Below are 17,323 nucleotides of genomic sequence, written 5' to 3'. Positions count from 1 at the left end.
CACGCCGGGCGAATGCGCCACCTGATACAGTCCGGGCCTTGCAGGAGGCCTCCGTGAACGCAGCCGTATCCGACCCCATGCTGTCCGACGACGAACGCATCGTCGCCGCCTTGCTGGCCCGCGGGCGGTTGAAAGAGGCCGACCTGGCGCGGGCGCGGCGGTTGCAGGAAGAAGCCGGCGGGGGCCTGCTGGCGCTGCTCTCTCGCCTGGGCCTGGTGTCCGAACGCGACCACGCCGAAACCGCGGCCGACGTGCTGGGGCTGCCGTTGGTGGTGGCCAAGGACGCGCCCGATGTGCCGCCGGAATCGGTGGTGCTGTCGCTGCGCTTCCTCAAGCAGTTCCATGTCTGCCCGGTGGGCGAGGGCGAGGGCCACGTCGACCTGCTGATGGCCGATCCTCAGGACCACTACGCACTCGACGCCGTGCGATTGGCGACCGGGCGCGCGGTGCGGCCGCGGGTGGCGCTGCGGTCGGAGATCAGCGACCTGATCGAGCGCTATTACGGACAGGGCCGCAGTGCGATGGGCGCCATCGTCGAGAATGCCGATGGCGAGACCACCGCCGATCTCGACGATGTCGAACACCTGCGCGACCTGGCCTCGGAGGCGCCGGTCATCCGCCTGGTCAACCTGGTGATCCAGCGGGCGGTCGAACTGCGCGCGTCGGACATCCACATCGAGCCGTTCGAGAATCGGCTGAAGGTGCGCTACCGCATCGACGGCGTGCTGGAGGAAGGCGAAAGCCCGCCGGCCAACCTCACCGCCGCCGTGATCAGTCGCGTGAAGATCATGGCCAAGCTCAATATCGCCGAGCGCCGCCTGCCGCAGGACGGGCGCATCATGTTGCGCGTTCAGGGCAAGGAGCTGGATCTGCGCGTCAGCACCGTCCCCACCGCCCACGGCGAAAGCGTGGTGATGCGCCTGCTCGACCGCGAAACCGTGGTGTTCGATTTCAAGAAGCTGGGCTTCACCGATGCCTTCCTGCCGCAGTTCCAGAAAGTGCTGGAGCAGCCGCATGGCATCCTGCTGGTCACCGGCCCCACCGGGTCGGGCAAGACCACCACGCTGTACACCGCGCTGAGCAAGCTCAACACGCCGGACGTCAAGATCATCACCGTCGAGGATCCGGTCGAGTACCAGATCGAAGGCATCAACCAGATCCAGGCCAAGCCGCAGATCGGGCTCGACTTCGCCCATGCGCTGCGCAGCATCGTGCGGCAGGATCCGGACATCATCATGATCGGCGAAATGCGCGATCTGGAAACGGCGCGCATCGCCATCCAGTCGGCGCTGACCGGCCACCTGGTGCTGTCCACGCTGCACACCAACAACGCGGCCGGCGGCATCACCCGCATGCTCGACATGGGGGTGGAGGATTACCTGATGACCTCCACCATCAACGGCATCCTCGCCCAGCGCCTGGTGCGCCGGCTGGAGCCGACGCATGCGGAGAAGTACGCCGCGTCGCCGGAGGAAATCGAGAAGTTCCACCTGCGCCGCTTCCAGCCGCAGGGCGAGATCTTCCTGTACCGCCCGCGCGGCTCGGCCATCGCGCCGACGGGTTACCTGGGCCGCACGACCATCGTCGAGTTCCTGGTGATGAACGACGAGGTCCGCCGCGCGATCATGCGGCACGCCGGCATGGGCGAGATCGAGCAGCTCGCGCGCGACGCCGGCATGCGCACCATGTACGAGGACGGCATCATCAAGGCGCTGTCCGGCGAAACGACCATCGAGGAAGTGCTGCGCGTGACCGAGGAGGGCTGAGGCGATGAACAGGATGCTGACGGGATGCCTGCTGGCGGCGATGTGCGCGATGCCGGTGATCGCAGCGGCCGGCAAGCCCGCGCCGAAGACGCTGACGCGCGGCGACCTGCCCGCCGGTTTTGCCATCGGCACGGGCTCGCCCTCGCTGGCGCTGCAGGTCGAGCTCGTCGACGGCAAGGTCACGACGTCCGCGCCCGCCGGCGACGCGCCGGGCAACCTGCGCGCCACGCGCAGCGGTGATGCCACGCAGACCACGCTGATGGTCAGTAGCACGCTGCCGGTGGCGGTCAAGTTCGACCTCTACGTGTCCGCCGACGGCGAACGGTTCGAATACGCCAGCAGCTGTGGCGTCACGCCGGGCGTGTCTTCGTTCGAGATGTGGGAGCGGCCGATCCAGGCCTTCGCGCTGGGCAATCCACGCGTGTTGCCGAAGGGCCGCATGGTATGCGACTGAGTCGGCGGTTCGCCTGAAAAGAAAGGGCCCGGCCATGCCGGGCCCTTCTTCGTTGCAGCGGATGGGTTACAGGTCGATACCGAAACCCACGCCAGCCGACTTCTCGTCGCCGCTGAACGCGCCACCGATGCTGAACGACGCACGCTCGCCGATCGGCTTGGAGTAGCCCACCGACAAGGCGTTCTCGCCGTTCTGCCAACCCGCGCCCACGGCGACCCGTCCGCGCGGACTGCGGCTGCCGGCGGCATTGATCGCCATGTTCAACATCGCCGAGCTCATGGCGCCCATCCGGTCGAGACGACGATCCTGCTCGGAGAAGCGACGGTCCACATCGCCGCGGAAGGCGTTGAAGTCGTCCTCCAGCGCCTTGACCTGGAAGTCGGCGTACGCCTTCGCACTGGCCAGCGTGCTCGCCGAGGACTGATCGGTATAGGACTGTGCGCTGCTGAGCGTGTTGGCGTCGCCCGCATCGGCGTAGGACGCCGCCGCGGCCGGCACGTCCGCTGCCGCGGTCGTGTCGGTCGGTGCCGCGACCGCAGGCTGGCTACTGGCCACGGCGCCGCTGCCGGCGGCATCCGTGGTGGTCGCCGTGCCGCGGGTCGGCGACGACGCGTTGCCGCCGTCGCTGGGCGCCGCGGCCGTCCCGCCGGCGACCTGGCCCTGGCTAGCCTGCGTCGGCGGTGCCGCACTGGCGGATGCGGTGGCGCCGCTACCCGATCCGCTGTACATGCCGTACAACTCGTTGAGCTTGGCGTCGACGGCGGTGAACGCCGCGCCCACGTTGTTGTACGACGTGCCCTGGATCGTGTAGCTCGGCGCGATGAACACGCCGCCGGAGAAGCCGGCGCCGCCGCCCAGCGCACTGGCGACGAAACTCAGCTGCGACATGTTCACCGCGTCGGTGGCCTGGGTACCGGCCGCGACGTTGGTGATCTGCCGCTCGCTGCCGGCGCTGCCGACCGACACGGTGTCCTCCCGATCGGCGACGGAATCGCCACCGATGGCCACGCTGTTGTCGGCTTCGGCCGTGGCCAGGTTGCCCAATGCGACCGCGTTGACCCCCGGCGTGTACGCGCCGCCACCCACGGCGACGGAGTAGTCACCCGACGCTTCGGTGGGCAGGAAGCCGAAGAACGCGCCGCCGACCGCCACGCTGTTGTCGCCGCTGGCGACGGCGTTCGAGCCCAGCGCGGTGGCATCGTAGTTGCTCGCCACGGCGCCGAAGCCCAGCGCGGTGGCGCTCTCCTGCGACGCCTCCGCGCCATAGCCGAACGCGGATGCGGCGAAGGCGGAGGCATTGCTGTAACTGCCGATGGCGGCCGAGCCATCGCCCGAGGCATCGCTGCGGAACCCGGTGGCGGTAGCCTGCAGGCCCGACGCGGCACTTTCCGTGCCGGTCGCAGTGGCATAGGCACCGGACGCGCTGGCGCCCGCACCGGTCGCGGTCGCGCCGGTGTCGCTGGCCACGGCGCCCGCACCCACGGCCGTCGCATCGTCCGCCGTCGCTTCCGTACTGGCGTAGACGGGATTGCCGTCCTCATCCAGCAGCGGGTTGCCGTCCTCATCGAACAGCTGCCGCTGCCCGCCTATCGCGACGGCACCTGCACCGGCCGCCTGCGCGCCCGCACCGCTGGCGACGCTGTTGGCGCCGCTCGCGGTGGCGTTGAAGCCGGTGGCGGTCGCAGCGTCCGCCAGTGCGAACGCGCCGGAGCCGGTCGCCGTCGCGCCGGTGCCCTCTGCCAGTGCGGCCGAACCGGAGGCGGTCGCGTAGTCGCCGGTCGCGGTCGCATCGTCGCTGCCATCGCCCGCGCCGTTCGCCTTGAAGTAGCGCGTGGCGTTCCCCGAGGCCTCGGCCACGGCGTTGAGCTGATCCAGATTCACCGCATCCGTGCCTTCGGTGCCGGCCGCCACGTTGGTGATCTGGCGTTCGGCACCCACATCGCCGACCGACACGGTGTCGGCGCGATCGTTCCACGAGTTGGCGCCGATCGCGACGCTGTTGCTCGCCTCCGCCACCGAGTTCACACCGATCGCCACGCTGTCGTCGCCGTCGGCGTAGCTGTTGTGGCCCAGCGCGGTGCTGTATTCGCCGGTGGCCCAGGCGCCATTGCCGAACGCCGAACCGCCGGTGCCGCTGGCGCGCGTGTTGATGAGGCCGAAGAAGGTGGTGCCGCCGACCGCCGTGCTTTCATCGCCGCCCGCACTCGCACCTTCGCCCACCGCGGTCGCGCCGCTGCCACCCGCCGCCGCGCCGTAACCGAAGGCCGAGGCGAAGTCGCCTGCCGCGCTGCTGTAACCACCCACCGTGGTGGAGGCCAGTCCGTCGGCACTGCTGCGGAAGCCGACGGCGGTGGACTGGGTCTCGGACGCCGACGCTTCCGTGCCCAGCGCGGTGGCGTAGGCACCGGATGCATTCGCGCCCGCGCCGATTGCACTGGCGCCGACCTCGCCGGCGATGGCGCCTGCGCCGAGGGCGGTGGCGTCGTCGGCCGTCGCTTCCGTGCTGGCATAGACGGGATTGCCGTCTTCGTCGAGCAGCGGATCGCCGTTCTCGTCGAACAACTGACGCTGGCCGCCGACGGCCACCGAGCCTGCGCCAACCGCTTGCGCACCGGCACCGTTGGCGACGCTGTTCGCGCCGGTGGCGCTGGCATTGAAGCCGGTCGCCGTTGCGCCGTTCGCCAGTGCGAAGGCGCCGGAGCCGGTCGCGGTCGCGCCGACACCCTCGGCGAGTGCGGCAGAGCCCGACGCCGTTGCGTAGTCGCCGCTGGCCACCGCATCGTCCGTACCGTCGCCTTCGCCGTTCGCCTTGAAGTAGCGGGTGGCGTTTTCCGATGCTTCCGCAACGTCGTTCAACTGGCCCAGGTTCACCGCATCGGTGTCCTCGGTACCCGCCGCCACGTTGGTGATCTGCCGCTCGCTGCCGGCACTGCCGACCGATACGCTGTCCTCGCGATCCGCAACCGAATCACCACCGATGGCGACACTGTTGTCGGCTTCGGCCGTCGCGAGGTTGCCCAGCGCGACCGCATTGAAGCCGGGCGTGAAAGCGCCACCACCGACGGCAACGGAGTAGTCGCCCGAGGCCTCGGTCGGAATGAAGCCGAAGAACGCACCACCGACGGCCACACTGTTGTCGCCGCTGGCGATGGAGTTGGAACCCAGCGCGGTGGAGTCGAAGTTGCTCGCCACCGCGCCGAAACCCAGTGCCGTGGCGCTGTTGCCGCTGGCCTCGGCGCCGTAGCCGAAGGCCGAGGCACCGAAGTTGGACGCACTGCTGTAGCTGCCGATGGCGGAGGCAGCGTCATCCGACGCATCGCTGCGGAAGCCGACGGCCGTGGCCTGTGTGCCCGATGCGCTGGCCTCGGTGCCGAGCGCGGAGGAATAGGCACCGGAGGCATTCGCACCCGCGCCTACCGCGCTCGCACCGACCTCGCTGGCGACCGCGCCTACGCCCACCGCCGTGGCATCGTCTGCCGTGGCTTCGGTGCTGGCATACACCGGATTTCCGTCTTCATCGAGCACGGGATCGCCGTTCTCGTCGAACAGCTGACGCTGGCCGCCGACGGCCACCGAGCCTGCGCCGGTGGCCTGCGCACCGGCACCATTGGCGACGCTGTTCGCACCGGTGGCGGTGGCGTTGAAGCCGGTCGCCGTCGCGCCGTTCGCCAGTGCAAAAGCACCGGAGCCGGTCGCGGTCGCGCCGACGCCTTCGGCCCGCGCGGCCGAGCCGGAGGCCGTGGCGTAGTCGCCATTCGCAACTGCGTCATCGGTGCCGTCATTGGCGCCGTTGGCCTTGAAGTAGCGCGTCGCGTTCTCCGAAGCTTCCGCCACGGCGTTGAGCTGGTCGACGTTCACCGCATCGGTGCCTTCCGTGCCCGCCGCCACGTTGGTGACCTGCCGTTCGCTGCCCACGTCACCCACGGAAACCGTGTTGTCGCGGTCCGCCGTCGAGTTGGCGCCGAGTGCCACGCTGTTGTCGCCCAGCGCCGTGCTGTAGAAGCCGACCGCCGTGCTGTTGTCGCCGCTGGCCCAGGATTCCGCGCCCAGCGCGGTGGCATAGTCGCCCGGCGCATAGGAGAAGAAGCCCGCCGCCGTGCTTTCCAGTCCGGAGGCTTCGGCCAGGCTGCCGGCCGCCAGGCTGTAGTCGCCGGCCGCGATCGCGCCAGCACCGAACGCCGCGGCACTGAAGCCGCTGGCCTGGGTGTAGACCAGGAAGCCGAAACCGGGGATCAGGTCCGCCGGTCCGCCGACGGCCACGCTGTAGTCGCCGGTGGCGCCGCTGGCATGGCCGAAGCTGGAGGCATAGGCACCGCTCGCCGCGCTGCCATAACCGAAGGCGGAACTGGCTTCGCCACTCGCTTCGCTGAGCACACCGAATGACGAACTGCCGAGTCCCGACGCCAGGCTGCCCGAGCCGACGGCCGTGGCACCCAGGCCGGAGGCCACGGTGTTGACGGTGATCGGATTTCCATCGGCATCGAAGGCATCCACCGAGCCGCCGATGGCGATGCTGGATTCCCCGCTGGCTTCGGCACTGCTGCCGTTGGCCACGCTGTTGCTGCCGCTCGCCGTGGCGCCAGAGCCCGTGGCCGTCGCACCGTCGGCCAGTGCGAAGGCACCGGAGCCGGTCGCGGTCGCGCCGACACCCTCTGCCAGCGCGGCGGAGCCGGAGGCGGTCGCGTAGTCGCCGGTCGCGGTCGCATCGTCGCTGCCATCGCCTTCGCCGTTCGCCTTGAAGTAGCGGGTAGCGTCTTCGGACGCTTCGGCGACGGCGTTGAGCTGGTCGACGTTCACCGCATCGGTGCCTTCCGTGCCCGCCGCGACGTTGGTGATCTGCCGCTCACTGCCGGCGCTGCCGACCGATACGGTGTCCTCGCGGTCGGCAACGGAATCGCCGCCGAGCGCCACGCTGTTGTCGGCGCTGGCCGAGGCCAGGTTGCCGATGGCCGTCGCGTTCGTGCCCGGCGCCCACGCGCCGCCGCCCACCGCGGTCGAGAAATCGCCCGACGCTTCGGTCGGCAGGAAGCCGAGCAGCGATCCACCCACCGCCACGCTGTTGTAGCCGGTGGCGAGGGAGCCGGAGCCGAGCGCGGTGCTGTCGCCGCCGCTGGCTTCGGAACCATAGCCGACCGCCGTGTCGAAACCGCCCGAGGCATTGGCGAATCCGCCGACCGCCACCGTCGCGACGCCGCTCGCCGTACTCGTGTGGCCGGCGGCCAGCGACTGCGTGCCCGCTGCCGACGACGCACTTCCGAACGCGCCGGCATAGGCGCCCGTGGCGCTGCTGCCCGTGCCGATGGCGCTCGCGCCCGTTGCGGTCGCGTTGGCCTGCGTGCCGACGGCGGTGGCATTCGCGCCGGTCGCGTTGCTCTGGCTACCCAGCGCCGTCGCGCCCTGCGCGGTCGCGCTGCTGTCGTAGCCCACGGCCGTTGCGTTCACGCCTTTGGCCTCGGCGTAACCGCCGACGGCGGTGGCGCCGGCCTTGTTGGCGATGCTCTTGTAGCCCACGGCGACCGCATGGCGGCCGGAGGCATCGACGCCGTCACCGCAGGACACCGCGTTCTCGCCGGGACGTCCATCGATGATGGGATTGCCGCGCGCATCCACGCAGAAGGCCGGACCCGTTCCGATCTGTGGCTTGTCGTTCTGCGGCTTGCCTTTCTGCTTGTCGTGCGCGAACGCCGCGCCGGACGACACGCAGGCGAGCAGCGCAGTGGCCAACAGCGTCACGCCCAGGCGCGCACGCACCGGCGCGCCGGACGACAGCACGCCATGCGCACGCCGCGCGAACTCCGAGGCCACCACCAGCATGCCGAGGGAGGGGTTCCACACCTTGCGGTAAATCCTGTTCATCGATCACGTCCTTCATTCTGTGTTTTCGGGGGAATACGACAGCACCCGGGCCTTCAGGCGGCACGGGGATTCGAGGCGGACTGCTCAGGGAAACAGACAGCGCGGCCTGCGACAGGGGAGACGCAGGGCCGGGTCGCACGAAGCAACGGAAGCGAGGGAGAAGGGTGTGCGGACATCGAACGGCAACACCGGGGTGTGCTGCCGCAGGTACAGGAAACACGACGCGGAGGCGTCGCGGAAAAGACGTGCATGTGGAGGTGCGAAACAAAAAGCAGTCGCGCCGAAAAACGATTCCCGCATTCCCCATCCCCTCATCCCGAGATGATGCAAAACAACTCCGTGTGATCGAACACTACATCCGCGTTGTGCAATTTGCGAGAGATTTGCTACGTTCGACCCAGCGCGACGAAACAGCTGAAAACAAGGCGTTAAAGCCATGTGCAGAGGGTGTATGCGCTGCGTGAAGAGTGTCGTGACAGGTAAACAGGGGTACCTGCACGCGCCGCTTGAAAGGGAAGTCGCAAGTCATTGAGTACGCACGTTGTAAACGGGTTAACCAGTTCGTTCATCCTTGTAGACATGGAGCAGGTCAAGTGAATCCATATTCTTCTTTCCGCCTTTCCCACCGTCGTCCCCTGGTTGCTGCACTTGCCGCAATCGTCGCGTTTGGTTGCTTCGCAGCGAGTGCATCGGCGGGTGATGTCAGTGCCGCTGGTCTGCGCGACGGCGAAACCTATGACCGCTTCATCGTGAAGTACCGCGATGGCAGCACGGCGCGCGCGAACGGCACCGCGTTGCAGCGTTCCCTGCTGGGCGCCGTGTCGCGTGCTGCGCTCGGTCCTTCGAACGGCAAGGCCGTGAGTGCGGCGAAACTGCGCCGCCTGGGCATTGGCGCGGAACTGGTGAAGACCTCGCGCAAGCTGGACCGCGTCGAGGCCGAGAGCCTGCTGCGCCAGCTGGCGACCGATCCGGACGTGGAGTTCGTCGAGGTGGACGCGCGCCGCTATGCGCGGCTGGTGCCCAACGACAGCTTCTACAACCAGTATCAGTGGCACTTCAAGGATCCGGTCGGCGGCATCAACCTGCCGGCCGCCTGGGACGATGCGACCGGCGCGGGCGTGGTGGTCGCCGTACTCGACACCGGCATCACGCCGCACAGCGATCTCGATGCGAACATCCTGCCCGGCTACGATTTCATCAGCGATACCTTCGTGTCGCGCGATGGTGACCTGCGCGATGCCAACCCGCTCGACGAAGGCGACTGGAATCCCGTTGCGGGCGAGTGCTACGCGGGCTCTCCGGTGCAGGACAGCAGCTGGCATGGCACCCACGTGACCGGCACGGTCGCGCAGGTGACCAACAACGCCAAGGGCATGGCGGGTGGCGCCTTCAATGCGAAGGTCGTGCCCGCGCGCGTGCTGGGCCGCTGCGGCGGTTACACCTCGGACATTTCCGATGCTGTGATCTGGGCCTCCGGCGGTACCGTTGCCGGTGTGCCGGCCAATGCCAATCCGGCCGAAGTCATCAATCTCAGCCTCGGCGGTACCGGCGCCTGCAGCGCGGTGGAGCAGAACGCCTTCAACATCGCCATCGCCAACGGCAGCACGGTGGTGGTGGCGGCGGGCAACGATGCGAGCAACGTCACAGGCTTCTCGCCCGGCAACTGCGCCGGGGTCATCACGGTGGGCGCCACGCGCATCACCGGCGGCATCGCCTCGTATTCCAACTACGGCGCGCGCGTCGACATCTCGGCGCCGGGTGGTGGCGGCAGCGTCGACGGCAACCCGGGTGGTTACGTGTGGTCGGCCGGCAATGCGGGCACCACCGTGCCCACCACCGAAACCTACTTCGGCCTGGGCGGTACGTCGATGTCGGCGCCGCACGTGGCGGCGGTGGTCGCGCTGATGCAGAGCGTCGCCGCGACGCCGTTGACGCCGGCGCAGGTGCTGGCCACGCTGAAGGCGACCGTGCGTCCGTTCCCGGTGGCGCCGCCGGCCAACCGGCCGATCGGTGCCGGCATCGTCAACGCGGCGGCGGCGGTGCAGGCCGTCATCGGCGGCGGCGAGCCGCCCACGGCGACGCCGCTGACCAACAACGTGGCGGTCGGTGGCAATACCGGCGCGAAGGATGCGGTGGTGCAGTACGCGCTGGTGGTGCCGGCCGGTGCCACCAACCTGTCGTTCATCAGCTACGGCGGCAGCGGCAATGCCGATGTCTACGTGAAGTTCGGCAGCGCGGCCACGGCGACGAACTACGACCTGCGTTCGGCGCGGCCGGGCAACAATGAGGTGATCAACATCGCCAGTCCGCAGGCAGGCACGTACTACGTCTCTCTGGTGGGCAAGACGAAGTTCGCCGGCGTCAGCGTGCGGGGCAGCTTCACCGCGCCCTGACACGAACGGCAATTCACGGCATGGCGGCCCCGGGACACCGGGGCCGCTTCGTGTCGTGACGTGATGCCCGCCCATGACGCTGGACGGGCGAATACGGTAAGTTGGCGCATTCCCCGATCGTCCTGCCGCATGCCGCTCTACCGCTACAAGGCCCTCAACGCGCACGGTGAAATGCTGGACGGCCAGATGGACGCCGCCAGCGATGCCGAGGTCGTCGCGCGTCTGCAGGAGCAGGGACACCTGCCGGTCGAAGCCGCCCTGGCCTCCGCCGGTGGTGGCGGCAGCCTGCGGCAGCTGTGGCGGCCGAATGCGTTCGCCGGCGACCGGCTGGTGCAGTTCACCCAGCAGCTCGCCACGTTGTTGGGTGCGGGGCAGCCGCTGGATCGCGCGCTCGGCATCCTGCTCGACCTGCCGGAAGACGAGAAGGCGAGGCGCGTCATCACCGATATCCGCGATGCCGTGCGCGGCGGCGCGCCGTTGTCGACGGCGCTGGATCGGCAGCATGGCCTGTTCTCGCGGCTCTACATCAACATGGTGCGCGCCGGCGAAGCGGGCGGCAGCCTGCACGACACACTGCAGCGGCTCGGCGATTACCTGGAGCGCAGCCGCGCGTTGAAGGGGCGCGTGGTCAACGCGCTGGTGTATCCGGCCATCCTGCTGGTGGTGGTGGGCTTCGCATTGCTGTTCCTGCTGGGCTACGTGGTGCCGCAGTTCGCGGTGATGTACGAGAGCCTGGACGTGACGCTGCCCTGGTTCACGCAGGGCGTGCTGTGGGTGGGCGCCTTCGTGCGCGACTTCTGGTTCGTGTTGATCGCGGTGCCGGCGCTGGCACTGTTGTGGTTCGACCGCCGCCGCCGCGATGCCGCCTTCCGCGGGCGGCTGGATGCCTGGTTGCTGGGCCGGCCACTGGTCGGACCGCTGGTTGCGCGCCTGGAGACCGCGCGGCTGGCGCGCACGCTGGGCACGCTGCTGAAGAATGGCGTGCCGCTGCTCACCGCGCTGGGGATCGCCCGCAACGTGCTGGGCAACCGGGCGCTGGCGGCCGACGTGGATGTGGCCGCCGAGGACGTCAAGAACGGCCATGGCCTGTCCGCCTCGCTCGGCAAGGGCAAGCGGTTCCCGCGGCTGGCGTTGCAGATGATCCAGGTGGGCGAGGAGTCGGGTGCGCTGGACGGCATGCTGCTGAAGACCGCCGAGACCTTCGAGCAGGAAACCGCTCAGGTGCTGGACCGTATGCTGGCCGCCCTCGTCCCCGCCATCACGCTCGTCCTGGCCGCCGTGGTCGGCGTGGTCATCATCGCCGTGCTGGTCCCGCTGTACGATCTGACCGGCGCCATCAACTGAGCCTTACTGGAGAGTCCGCCATCATGTCCCGCATGCGTTCGATGACTGCGTTCCGTTCCCCGCGTTCCCAGCAGGGTTTCAGCCTGCTCGAGATCATCATCGTGCTGGTGTTGATCGGCGGCATCCTGGTGTTGGTGGGCAGCCGCGTGATGGGCGGCGCCGACAGCGGCAAGGTCAAGCTGGCGCAGTCGCAGGTGCAGACGCTGGCGGGCAAGATCGAAACCTACCAGCTGGACACCGGACGTTATCCGGCGCAGTTGACCGACCTGGTGACCAACCCCGGCAACGCGCCCGGTTGGCTGGGGCCGTATGCGAAGGAAAGCGAGTTGCAGGATCCGTGGAAGAACCCGATCGACTACCGTATTCCCGGCGAGACGCAGCGCTTCGACCTGGTCAGCCTGGGCGCCGACGGCCAGGCCGGTGGCGACAGCGTCAACGCGGACATCAAGAACGAATAAGCGCGACGCCCGCCGTCGTGGCACGCCGCTCCGTCCCTGCGCACCTGTCCGCCTCCGGGCGCGCCGGCGCGCGTGCGCGAATCGGTGGATTCACGCTGCTGGAAACGCTGCTGGTCATGACGCTGATGGCGGCGGCCGCGATCCTCGCGGCGATGGTGTTCACCGGCGGCATGGACGGCATGCGGCTGCGTTCCGAATCGAAGGAGATCGCCGCGCAGCTGCGCTACACGCGGGCGCGCGCCATCGCGACCGGGCAACCGCAGCTGTTCCGGATCGATCCGCGTGCGCATGCGTGGGAAGCCGCCGGCGACCGTCGCGGCGAGATCGACGGGTCGCTGTCGGTCCACTTCACCGGTGTGCGCGAGGCGCAGCTGCGTGCGGGCGAGGGCGCGATCCTGTTCTTTCCCGATGGCGGCTCCACCGGTGGCCGCGTGACCTTGTCGGCGGGAACGGCGGCGTGGAGCGCCGACGTGGCCTGGCTGACCGGTGAAACCCGGCTGCTGCGCGACGAGGTGCGGGCGCCATGACGCCGCCGGCACGCCGCGACCAGCACGGCTTCACCCTGCTCGAAGTCATCGTCGCCTTCGCCCTGCTGGCGCTCGCGCTGACCCTGTTGCTCGGCTCGCTGTCCGGCGCGAGCCGGCAGGTACGGGAATCGGCCGACAGCAGTCGCGCCACCCTGCACGCGCAGTCGCTGCTGGCGCAGCTGGGCGCGGGTGAGGTCCTGCAGCCGGGCCGGCAGGAAGGCAGCTTCGAAGGCGACCGCTATCGCTGGCAGCTCGACGTGGCGCCGTTCGCCGATCCGCTGGCGGCGCGCGCGCAGGTCGATGGCAGCGCGCCGCAACTGCTCGACGTGCGGTTGATGGTGCGCTGGGGCGACGAGCGCGGGCAGGCGATGCAGTGGCGCACGCTGCGGCTGGCGCCGCGCGACATCAACCAGGCGGTGATGCCGTGAGGCGCGCGCAGGCCGGTGGCTTCACCCTGATCGAAGTGCTGGTGGCGCTGGTGCTGATGGCGGCCGGGCTGGCGCTGGCGTTCGCCACGCTGCGCTCGTCCACCGCCGTGGTGACTCGCGGCGAGGACATGGCGCAGGCGAGCGAACGCATGCGCGCGGTCCACGGCTACCTGCGCGCGCGGCTGGCCTCCGCGCAGCCCATCGTGTTCGCCACCGATCGCAGTTCGCTGCGGCAGGCGCGCTTCATCGGTTCGCCGCAGCGCATGCGCTTCGTGGCGGACCTGCCGGACTATCTTGGCTACGGCGGCCCCTACCTGCACGAACTGGTCGCCGACGACCAGGGGCGGCTGCAGGTGGCGTTCTCCGTGGCGCGGCCGGAAGCGTCGCTGGAAGAGGTGGACCAGGCCGCCCGCGGCCAGCGCGCCGAACGCCTCGCCGACGGCCTGCGCGCGGTGCGCTTCCGCTATCGCGGCCTGGACGCGGACAACCGGCTCGGCCCATGGCAGGACCGCTGGGAAACCTCGGAGATGCTGCCGCTGCAGGTGAAGGTGGAAATGGAAGCCGAAGCGGTGCACGGCGGCCGCTGGCCCGACCTGGTGGTGACGCTGGCGCGCAGCGAGGGCGGCGCGGGCGGTGGCCTGCTGCCGGGCGGCACGAATCCGGTGCTGCCATGAACCGTGCGCGTGGTGCCGCCCTGTTGCTGGTGCTGTGGCTGGTGGCGTTGCTCACCGCGCTGGTCGGCGCCTACGCGCTGACCGCGCGGATGGAAGCGTTGCAGGGGCGGGTAGGCAGCCGCGGCGCGGTGGCGCAGGAAATCGCGCGGGCCGGCATCGAGTACGCGCTGGTGCGCGTGTCCGACCGCAATCCCGAGACCCACTGGCAACCCAACGGCCGTGCCTACGCATGGAGCTTCGATGGCAACGAGGTGCAGGTGCGCATCGTCGACGAGACGGGAAAGGTCGATCTCAACCAGGCCGACCTGCCGCTGCTGTCGCGCCTGATGCAGGCGCTCGGACAGCCGGCCGATGTCAGCGACGCGCTGGCGGCGGCGATCGTCGACTGGCGCGATGCCGACAACCTCAGCCAGCCGGTGGGCGGCGCCGAGGACGGCGACTACGCGGCAGCCGGTCGCGACTACGGCGCCAAGGACGCGCCGTTCGACACCCTCGCGGAGGTCGAACAGGTCCTGGGCATGACGCCCGACCTGTACGCACGGATGGCGCCGTTCCTGACCCTGTACTCGGGGCGCGGGCAACCGGACGCGAGTTATGCGCAGGGTCCGGTGCTGGAAGCGATGGGCGTGGATGCGGCGGCGTGGCTGGCGCAGCGCAATGCCACCGGTGCGGCCGGCAACCCGCAACTCGTCGGCACCGGGAGCGGCACGTATAGTATCGAGAGCCGTGCGCGGCTGGCCGATGGCCGCGAGGCGGCGCTGAGGACGGTGGTGCGCGCGGGAGCCAGCCCGGTGCCGGGTTCGGCCTATACCTTGTTGCGCTGGGAGGAGGGAGCGTCACCACAATGAGCGGCGTACGCGACACCCTGCAGCGCTTCCGTGCGCGCTTCGGCCCCGGGCCACGCAGTTTCCTGGCGTGGTGGGGACAGGCGCTGGCGACCTGGTTGCCGGCACGCTGGCGCGTGCTGCTGGGGCTGACCGGCGACCGCCTGCTGTTCCAGCGGCAGGAGGACGAGATCGAGATGAGCTGGCTGGAAGGCACGCAGCGGCATACGCTCGCGCGCCTGCCGGCGACCGTCACGGCGGACGAACTGCGCGCGCTACTCGGCAACCGCCTGGCCGGCGTGCCGCGCTGGTGGCTGGTGCCGGCGGGCATGGCCTTGCGTCGCCGCCTGCTGCTGCCCGCTGCCGCCGCGGAACGCCTGCGCGACGTGCTGGCGTTCGAGCTGGACCGGCAGACGCCGTTCACCGCCAACGAGGCGTGCTTCGATGCGCGCGTGCTGGGCGTGCGCGGGGACGGCCAGCTCGAGGTCGAACTGGCGGCGGTGCCGACCGTCGCCTTCACCAGCGGCCTGGCCCGCCTGGGGGGACTGGCGGACGGCATGGCGGGTGCCGATGTGGAAGACGCCGAGGGCGGGATCCTCGGCCTGAACCTGTTGCCCGAGGCCGCGCGCGTGGCCCGGCAGGCGCCGCAGCGTGGCCTGCACCTGGCGCTCGCCGCGGTGGCGGTGGTGGCGCTGGTGTTCGCGGCCTGGGCGGTGCTGGACAACCGTCGCGCGGCCGCCGACGCTTTCGCCGCCCAGGTCGACAGCCGCGCCGACGCCGCGCGGCACGTGGCCGCGCAACGACAGCAGCTGGTCGACCTGGTCACCGGCACCACGGTGCTCAACCAGACCAGCGCCCGCCGTCCCACCGCATTGGAAGTGATGGACGACGTCACCCGGCGCCTGCCCGACAACACCTATCTCGAAAAGCTCGCCATCGAAGGCGACCGGCTCACGCTGATCGGCTTCAGTCCGGAAGCCTCCGGACTGGTGGCGCGCCTGCAGGGCTCCCCGCTGTGGCGCAATCCCGCCTTGAGCGGCGCGTTGCAGCCGGATCCGCGCACGCGCATGGACCGCTTCACCCTGACCGCCGAACTGCTGGGCAAGCAGGACCCGGCCGCCAACCCGCAGGGAGACGCCAATGCCGCTGGCCGTGACTGACCGCGACCGCTGGCTGGCGCTGGCATTGCTGCTGGCCGCGCTGCTGCTTGGCTATTTCGTGCTGGTGCATCCGTGGTGGACGGTGCCGATGCAGGAGGTCGGTGCGCGCGTCGACGAACTGCGCGAGCGCGAACTGCGCATCCGCACCCAGCTGCAGCAGGCCCCGCAGGTGCAACGCGAACTGACGGCCGCGCTGGCGCAGCAGGCGCAGCGCCCGGGCTTCCTGCCGGAAGCGACGGTGGAACTGGCCACTGCCGGGCTGGTGCAGCGGCTGGAAACGATCGTCAAGCAGGCCAGCCCGGGCAACCGCAGCTGCGCTATCGCCAACCAGTCGCCGCTGGCGGTTGGCGGTCGCGAGGTCTACCCGCGCGTGGTGGTGCAGGTGCGCCTGCGCTGTGGCGCGCCCGAACTCGCTTCGGTGCTGCACCAGATCGAATCCGGCAGCCCGCGCCTGTTCGTCGAGAACGTCAACCTGCTCGCACAGCGCTACGCCTTCCAGGCCAGCGAGAGCGGTACCGGTGGACTGGATGTGAACTTCGACCTGTACGGTTACCTCAAGCCCTCGCCGGCGGTGAACCAGGAGCCTGCCGGTGCGCGCTGATGCCTGGAGCGTCCGCACTTGGCTGCTCGCCGTCGTGGCGGGATGGGCCGTGCTGGCCGCGTTGCTGGCACTGTTCGGGCTGGGCAGCCGCATCACGCCGTTGCCGGCCGATCCGGCCCTGGTGCAGGCCCTACCGCGTTTGCCGCCCAGTCCGCCGGAGCGCCTGGGCGCACTGGACCAGTACGCCGACGTGGGCGCGCGCCCGCTGTTCTCCGAAGACCGCCGCCCCAAGCCGTTCTTCCTGTCCGGCGAAGAAGCCGCGGCACCGACCTTCGATCTGGTGCTGACCAGCGTGCTGATCACCCCGTCGCTGCAACTGGCGATCGTGCAGCCCGCTCAGGGAGGCGAAGGCCTGCGGGTGAAAGTGGGCGAGTCGCCGGCGGGTTTCCCCGGCTGGCAACTGGCGGAACTGGGTCCGCGCCGCGCCGTGTTCGACGGACCGGAAGGTCGCCGCGAACTGGAACTGCGCGTCTTCGACGGCGCCGGCGGACAACCGCCGACCGCGGTCGCCACCGTCCCGCCGATGGTGCCGCCCGCTGCGGCGGGCGCGCCGCCGGCGATGCCGGGCGGTCGCACCACCGGAGGCAACAGCGCGCCGGTGGCCATGCCGACCGTAGCCTCGCCCCCGGTACCCGGACAGGCGCCGGCGCCGGTCGCCATGCCCACGCCTTCTTCGTCGCCGTCGTCGAGCACGCCGTCCGCACCGGTCGCCACCACCGACGAACAGATGGAAGCCATCCGCCAGCGCATCGAGCAGCGCCGCGCGCAGCTGCGGCAGCAGCAGGCGCAACCCACCACGCCGCCGGCAACGCCCGGCAAGACACAGTAGAGTGCCGGC

Annotated in this window: 13 protein-coding genes; 12 read left to right on the top strand and 1 reads right to left on the bottom strand. The window is 70.0% G+C overall.

The annotated features are described in order from the left end of the window. Nucleotides 1-53: 53 nt before the first annotated feature. Together gspE and ASD77_RS02325 are read left to right on the top strand one after the other, a co-directional pair. A complete protein-coding gene (gene gspE / locus ASD77_RS02330; protein ID WP_055940905.1) occupies nucleotides 54-1,766 on the top strand; it encodes a type II secretion system ATPase GspE in 1,713 nt (570 codons plus the stop codon). A gap of 4 nt (nucleotides 1,767-1,770) precedes the next feature. Continuing rightward, nucleotides 1,771-2,220, top strand: a complete 450-nt coding sequence (locus tag ASD77_RS02325) for a hypothetical protein (protein WP_156383433.1) — start codon at nucleotides 1,771-1,773, stop codon at nucleotides 2,218-2,220. 66 nt (nucleotides 2,221-2,286) lie between these two features. On the opposite strand, the gene ASD77_RS02320 is transcribed toward ASD77_RS02325, so the two are convergent. Then, nucleotides 2,287-8,076: an ESPR-type extended signal peptide-containing protein gene (locus tag ASD77_RS02320; RefSeq protein ID WP_055936756.1), complete on the bottom strand. Its 5,790-nt coding sequence runs from the start codon at nucleotides 8,074-8,076 to the stop codon at nucleotides 2,287-2,289. Between the two features lie 593 nt (nucleotides 8,077-8,669). On the opposite strand from ASD77_RS02320, the gene ASD77_RS02315 reads away from it, so the two are divergent. The 10 genes from ASD77_RS02315 to ASD77_RS02270 all read left to right on the top strand — a co-directional run bounded on the left by ASD77_RS02315 (nucleotide 8,670) and on the right by ASD77_RS02270 (nucleotide 17,314). After that, nucleotides 8,670-10,469 carry a S8 family peptidase gene (locus ASD77_RS02315; RefSeq protein ID WP_055936753.1) on the top strand — a complete coding sequence of 600 codons (1,800 nt, stop codon included), beginning with the start codon at nucleotides 8,670-8,672 and terminating at the stop codon, nucleotides 10,467-10,469. Between the two features lie 129 nt (nucleotides 10,470-10,598). After that, complete coding sequence (locus tag ASD77_RS02310) at nucleotides 10,599-11,813, top strand: type II secretion system F family protein (RefSeq protein WP_055936750.1); 1,215 nt, start codon at nucleotides 10,599-10,601, stop codon at nucleotides 11,811-11,813. Between the two features lie 23 nt (nucleotides 11,814-11,836). Beyond that, nucleotides 11,837-12,271, top strand: coding sequence for a type II secretion system major pseudopilin GspG (gene gspG, locus ASD77_RS02305; protein ID WP_055936745.1), 435 nt, complete (start codon nucleotides 11,837-11,839; stop codon nucleotides 12,269-12,271). A gap of 116 nt (nucleotides 12,272-12,387) precedes the next feature. Then, nucleotides 12,388-12,798 carry a GspH/FimT family pseudopilin gene (locus ASD77_RS02300; RefSeq protein WP_156383560.1) on the top strand — a complete coding sequence of 137 codons (411 nt, stop codon included), beginning with the start codon at nucleotides 12,388-12,390 and terminating at the stop codon, nucleotides 12,796-12,798. Next, nucleotides 12,795-13,226 (top strand): prepilin-type N-terminal cleavage/methylation domain-containing protein, encoded by a 432-nt coding sequence (locus tag ASD77_RS02295; RefSeq protein WP_055936739.1) that lies wholly within the window; start codon nucleotides 12,795-12,797, stop codon nucleotides 13,224-13,226. The genes ASD77_RS02300 and ASD77_RS02295 overlap by 4 nt, the downstream gene beginning before the upstream one ends. After that, a complete protein-coding gene (locus ASD77_RS02290; RefSeq protein ID WP_055936736.1) occupies nucleotides 13,223-13,900 on the top strand; it encodes a prepilin-type N-terminal cleavage/methylation domain-containing protein in 678 nt (225 codons plus the stop codon). Before ASD77_RS02295 ends, ASD77_RS02290 begins: the two co-directional genes overlap by 4 nt. Then, nucleotides 13,897-14,748 (top strand): type II secretion system protein GspK, encoded by an 852-nt coding sequence (locus ASD77_RS02285; RefSeq protein ID WP_055936733.1) that lies wholly within the window; start codon nucleotides 13,897-13,899, stop codon nucleotides 14,746-14,748. Before ASD77_RS02290 ends, ASD77_RS02285 begins: the two co-directional genes overlap by 4 nt. After that, the gene (locus ASD77_RS02280; RefSeq protein ID WP_055936730.1) at nucleotides 14,745-15,884 is read left to right on the top strand and encodes a PilN domain-containing protein; all 1,140 of its coding nucleotides are present in this window, start codon (nucleotides 14,745-14,747) and stop codon (nucleotides 15,882-15,884) included. Before ASD77_RS02285 ends, ASD77_RS02280 begins: the two co-directional genes overlap by 4 nt. Continuing rightward, entirely contained in the window at nucleotides 15,877-16,485 is a 609-nt protein-coding gene (gspM, locus tag ASD77_RS02275) for a type II secretion system protein GspM (RefSeq protein WP_235578452.1), read from the top strand. The genes ASD77_RS02280 and gspM overlap by 8 nt, the downstream gene beginning before the upstream one ends. Then, nucleotides 16,475-17,314: a hypothetical protein gene (locus tag ASD77_RS02270; RefSeq protein WP_055936723.1), complete on the top strand. Its 840-nt coding sequence runs from the start codon at nucleotides 16,475-16,477 to the stop codon at nucleotides 17,312-17,314. Before gspM ends, ASD77_RS02270 begins: the two co-directional genes overlap by 11 nt. The last annotated feature ends 9 nt before the right edge of the window (nucleotides 17,315-17,323 follow it).

This window comes from Pseudoxanthomonas sp. Root65, from assembly GCF_001427635.1.
Taxonomy (GTDB): domain Bacteria; phylum Pseudomonadota; class Gammaproteobacteria; order Xanthomonadales; family Xanthomonadaceae; genus Pseudoxanthomonas_A.
This window is presented reverse-complemented; position numbering and strand designations above follow the sequence as displayed.

What these genes read in the sequence shown, in the direction of transcription:
- ASD77_RS02310 (WP_055936750.1), top strand. Translation starts at nt 10,599, where the DNA reads ATGCCGCTCTACCGCTACAAGGCCCTCAACGCGCACGGTGAAATGCTG.
- gspG (WP_055936745.1), top strand. Translation starts at nt 11,837, where the DNA reads ATGTCCCGCATGCGTTCGATGACTGCGTTCCGTTCCCCGCGTTCCCAG.
- ASD77_RS02280 (WP_055936730.1), top strand. Translation starts at nt 14,745, where the DNA reads ATGAGCGGCGTACGCGACACCCTGCAGCGCTTCCGTGCGCGCTTCGGC.
- ASD77_RS02325 (WP_156383433.1), top strand. Translation starts at nt 1,771, where the DNA reads ATGAACAGGATGCTGACGGGATGCCTGCTGGCGGCGATGTGCGCGATG.
- ASD77_RS02295 (WP_055936739.1), top strand. Translation starts at nt 12,795, where the DNA reads ATGACGCCGCCGGCACGCCGCGACCAGCACGGCTTCACCCTGCTCGAA.
- ASD77_RS02285 (WP_055936733.1), top strand. Translation starts at nt 13,897, where the DNA reads ATGAACCGTGCGCGTGGTGCCGCCCTGTTGCTGGTGCTGTGGCTGGTG.
- ASD77_RS02320 (WP_055936756.1), bottom strand. Translation starts at nt 8,076, where the DNA reads ATGAACAGGATTTACCGCAAGGTGTGGAACCCCTCCCTCGGCATGCTG.
- ASD77_RS02300 (WP_156383560.1), top strand. Translation starts at nt 12,388, where the DNA reads ATGACGCTGATGGCGGCGGCCGCGATCCTCGCGGCGATGGTGTTCACC.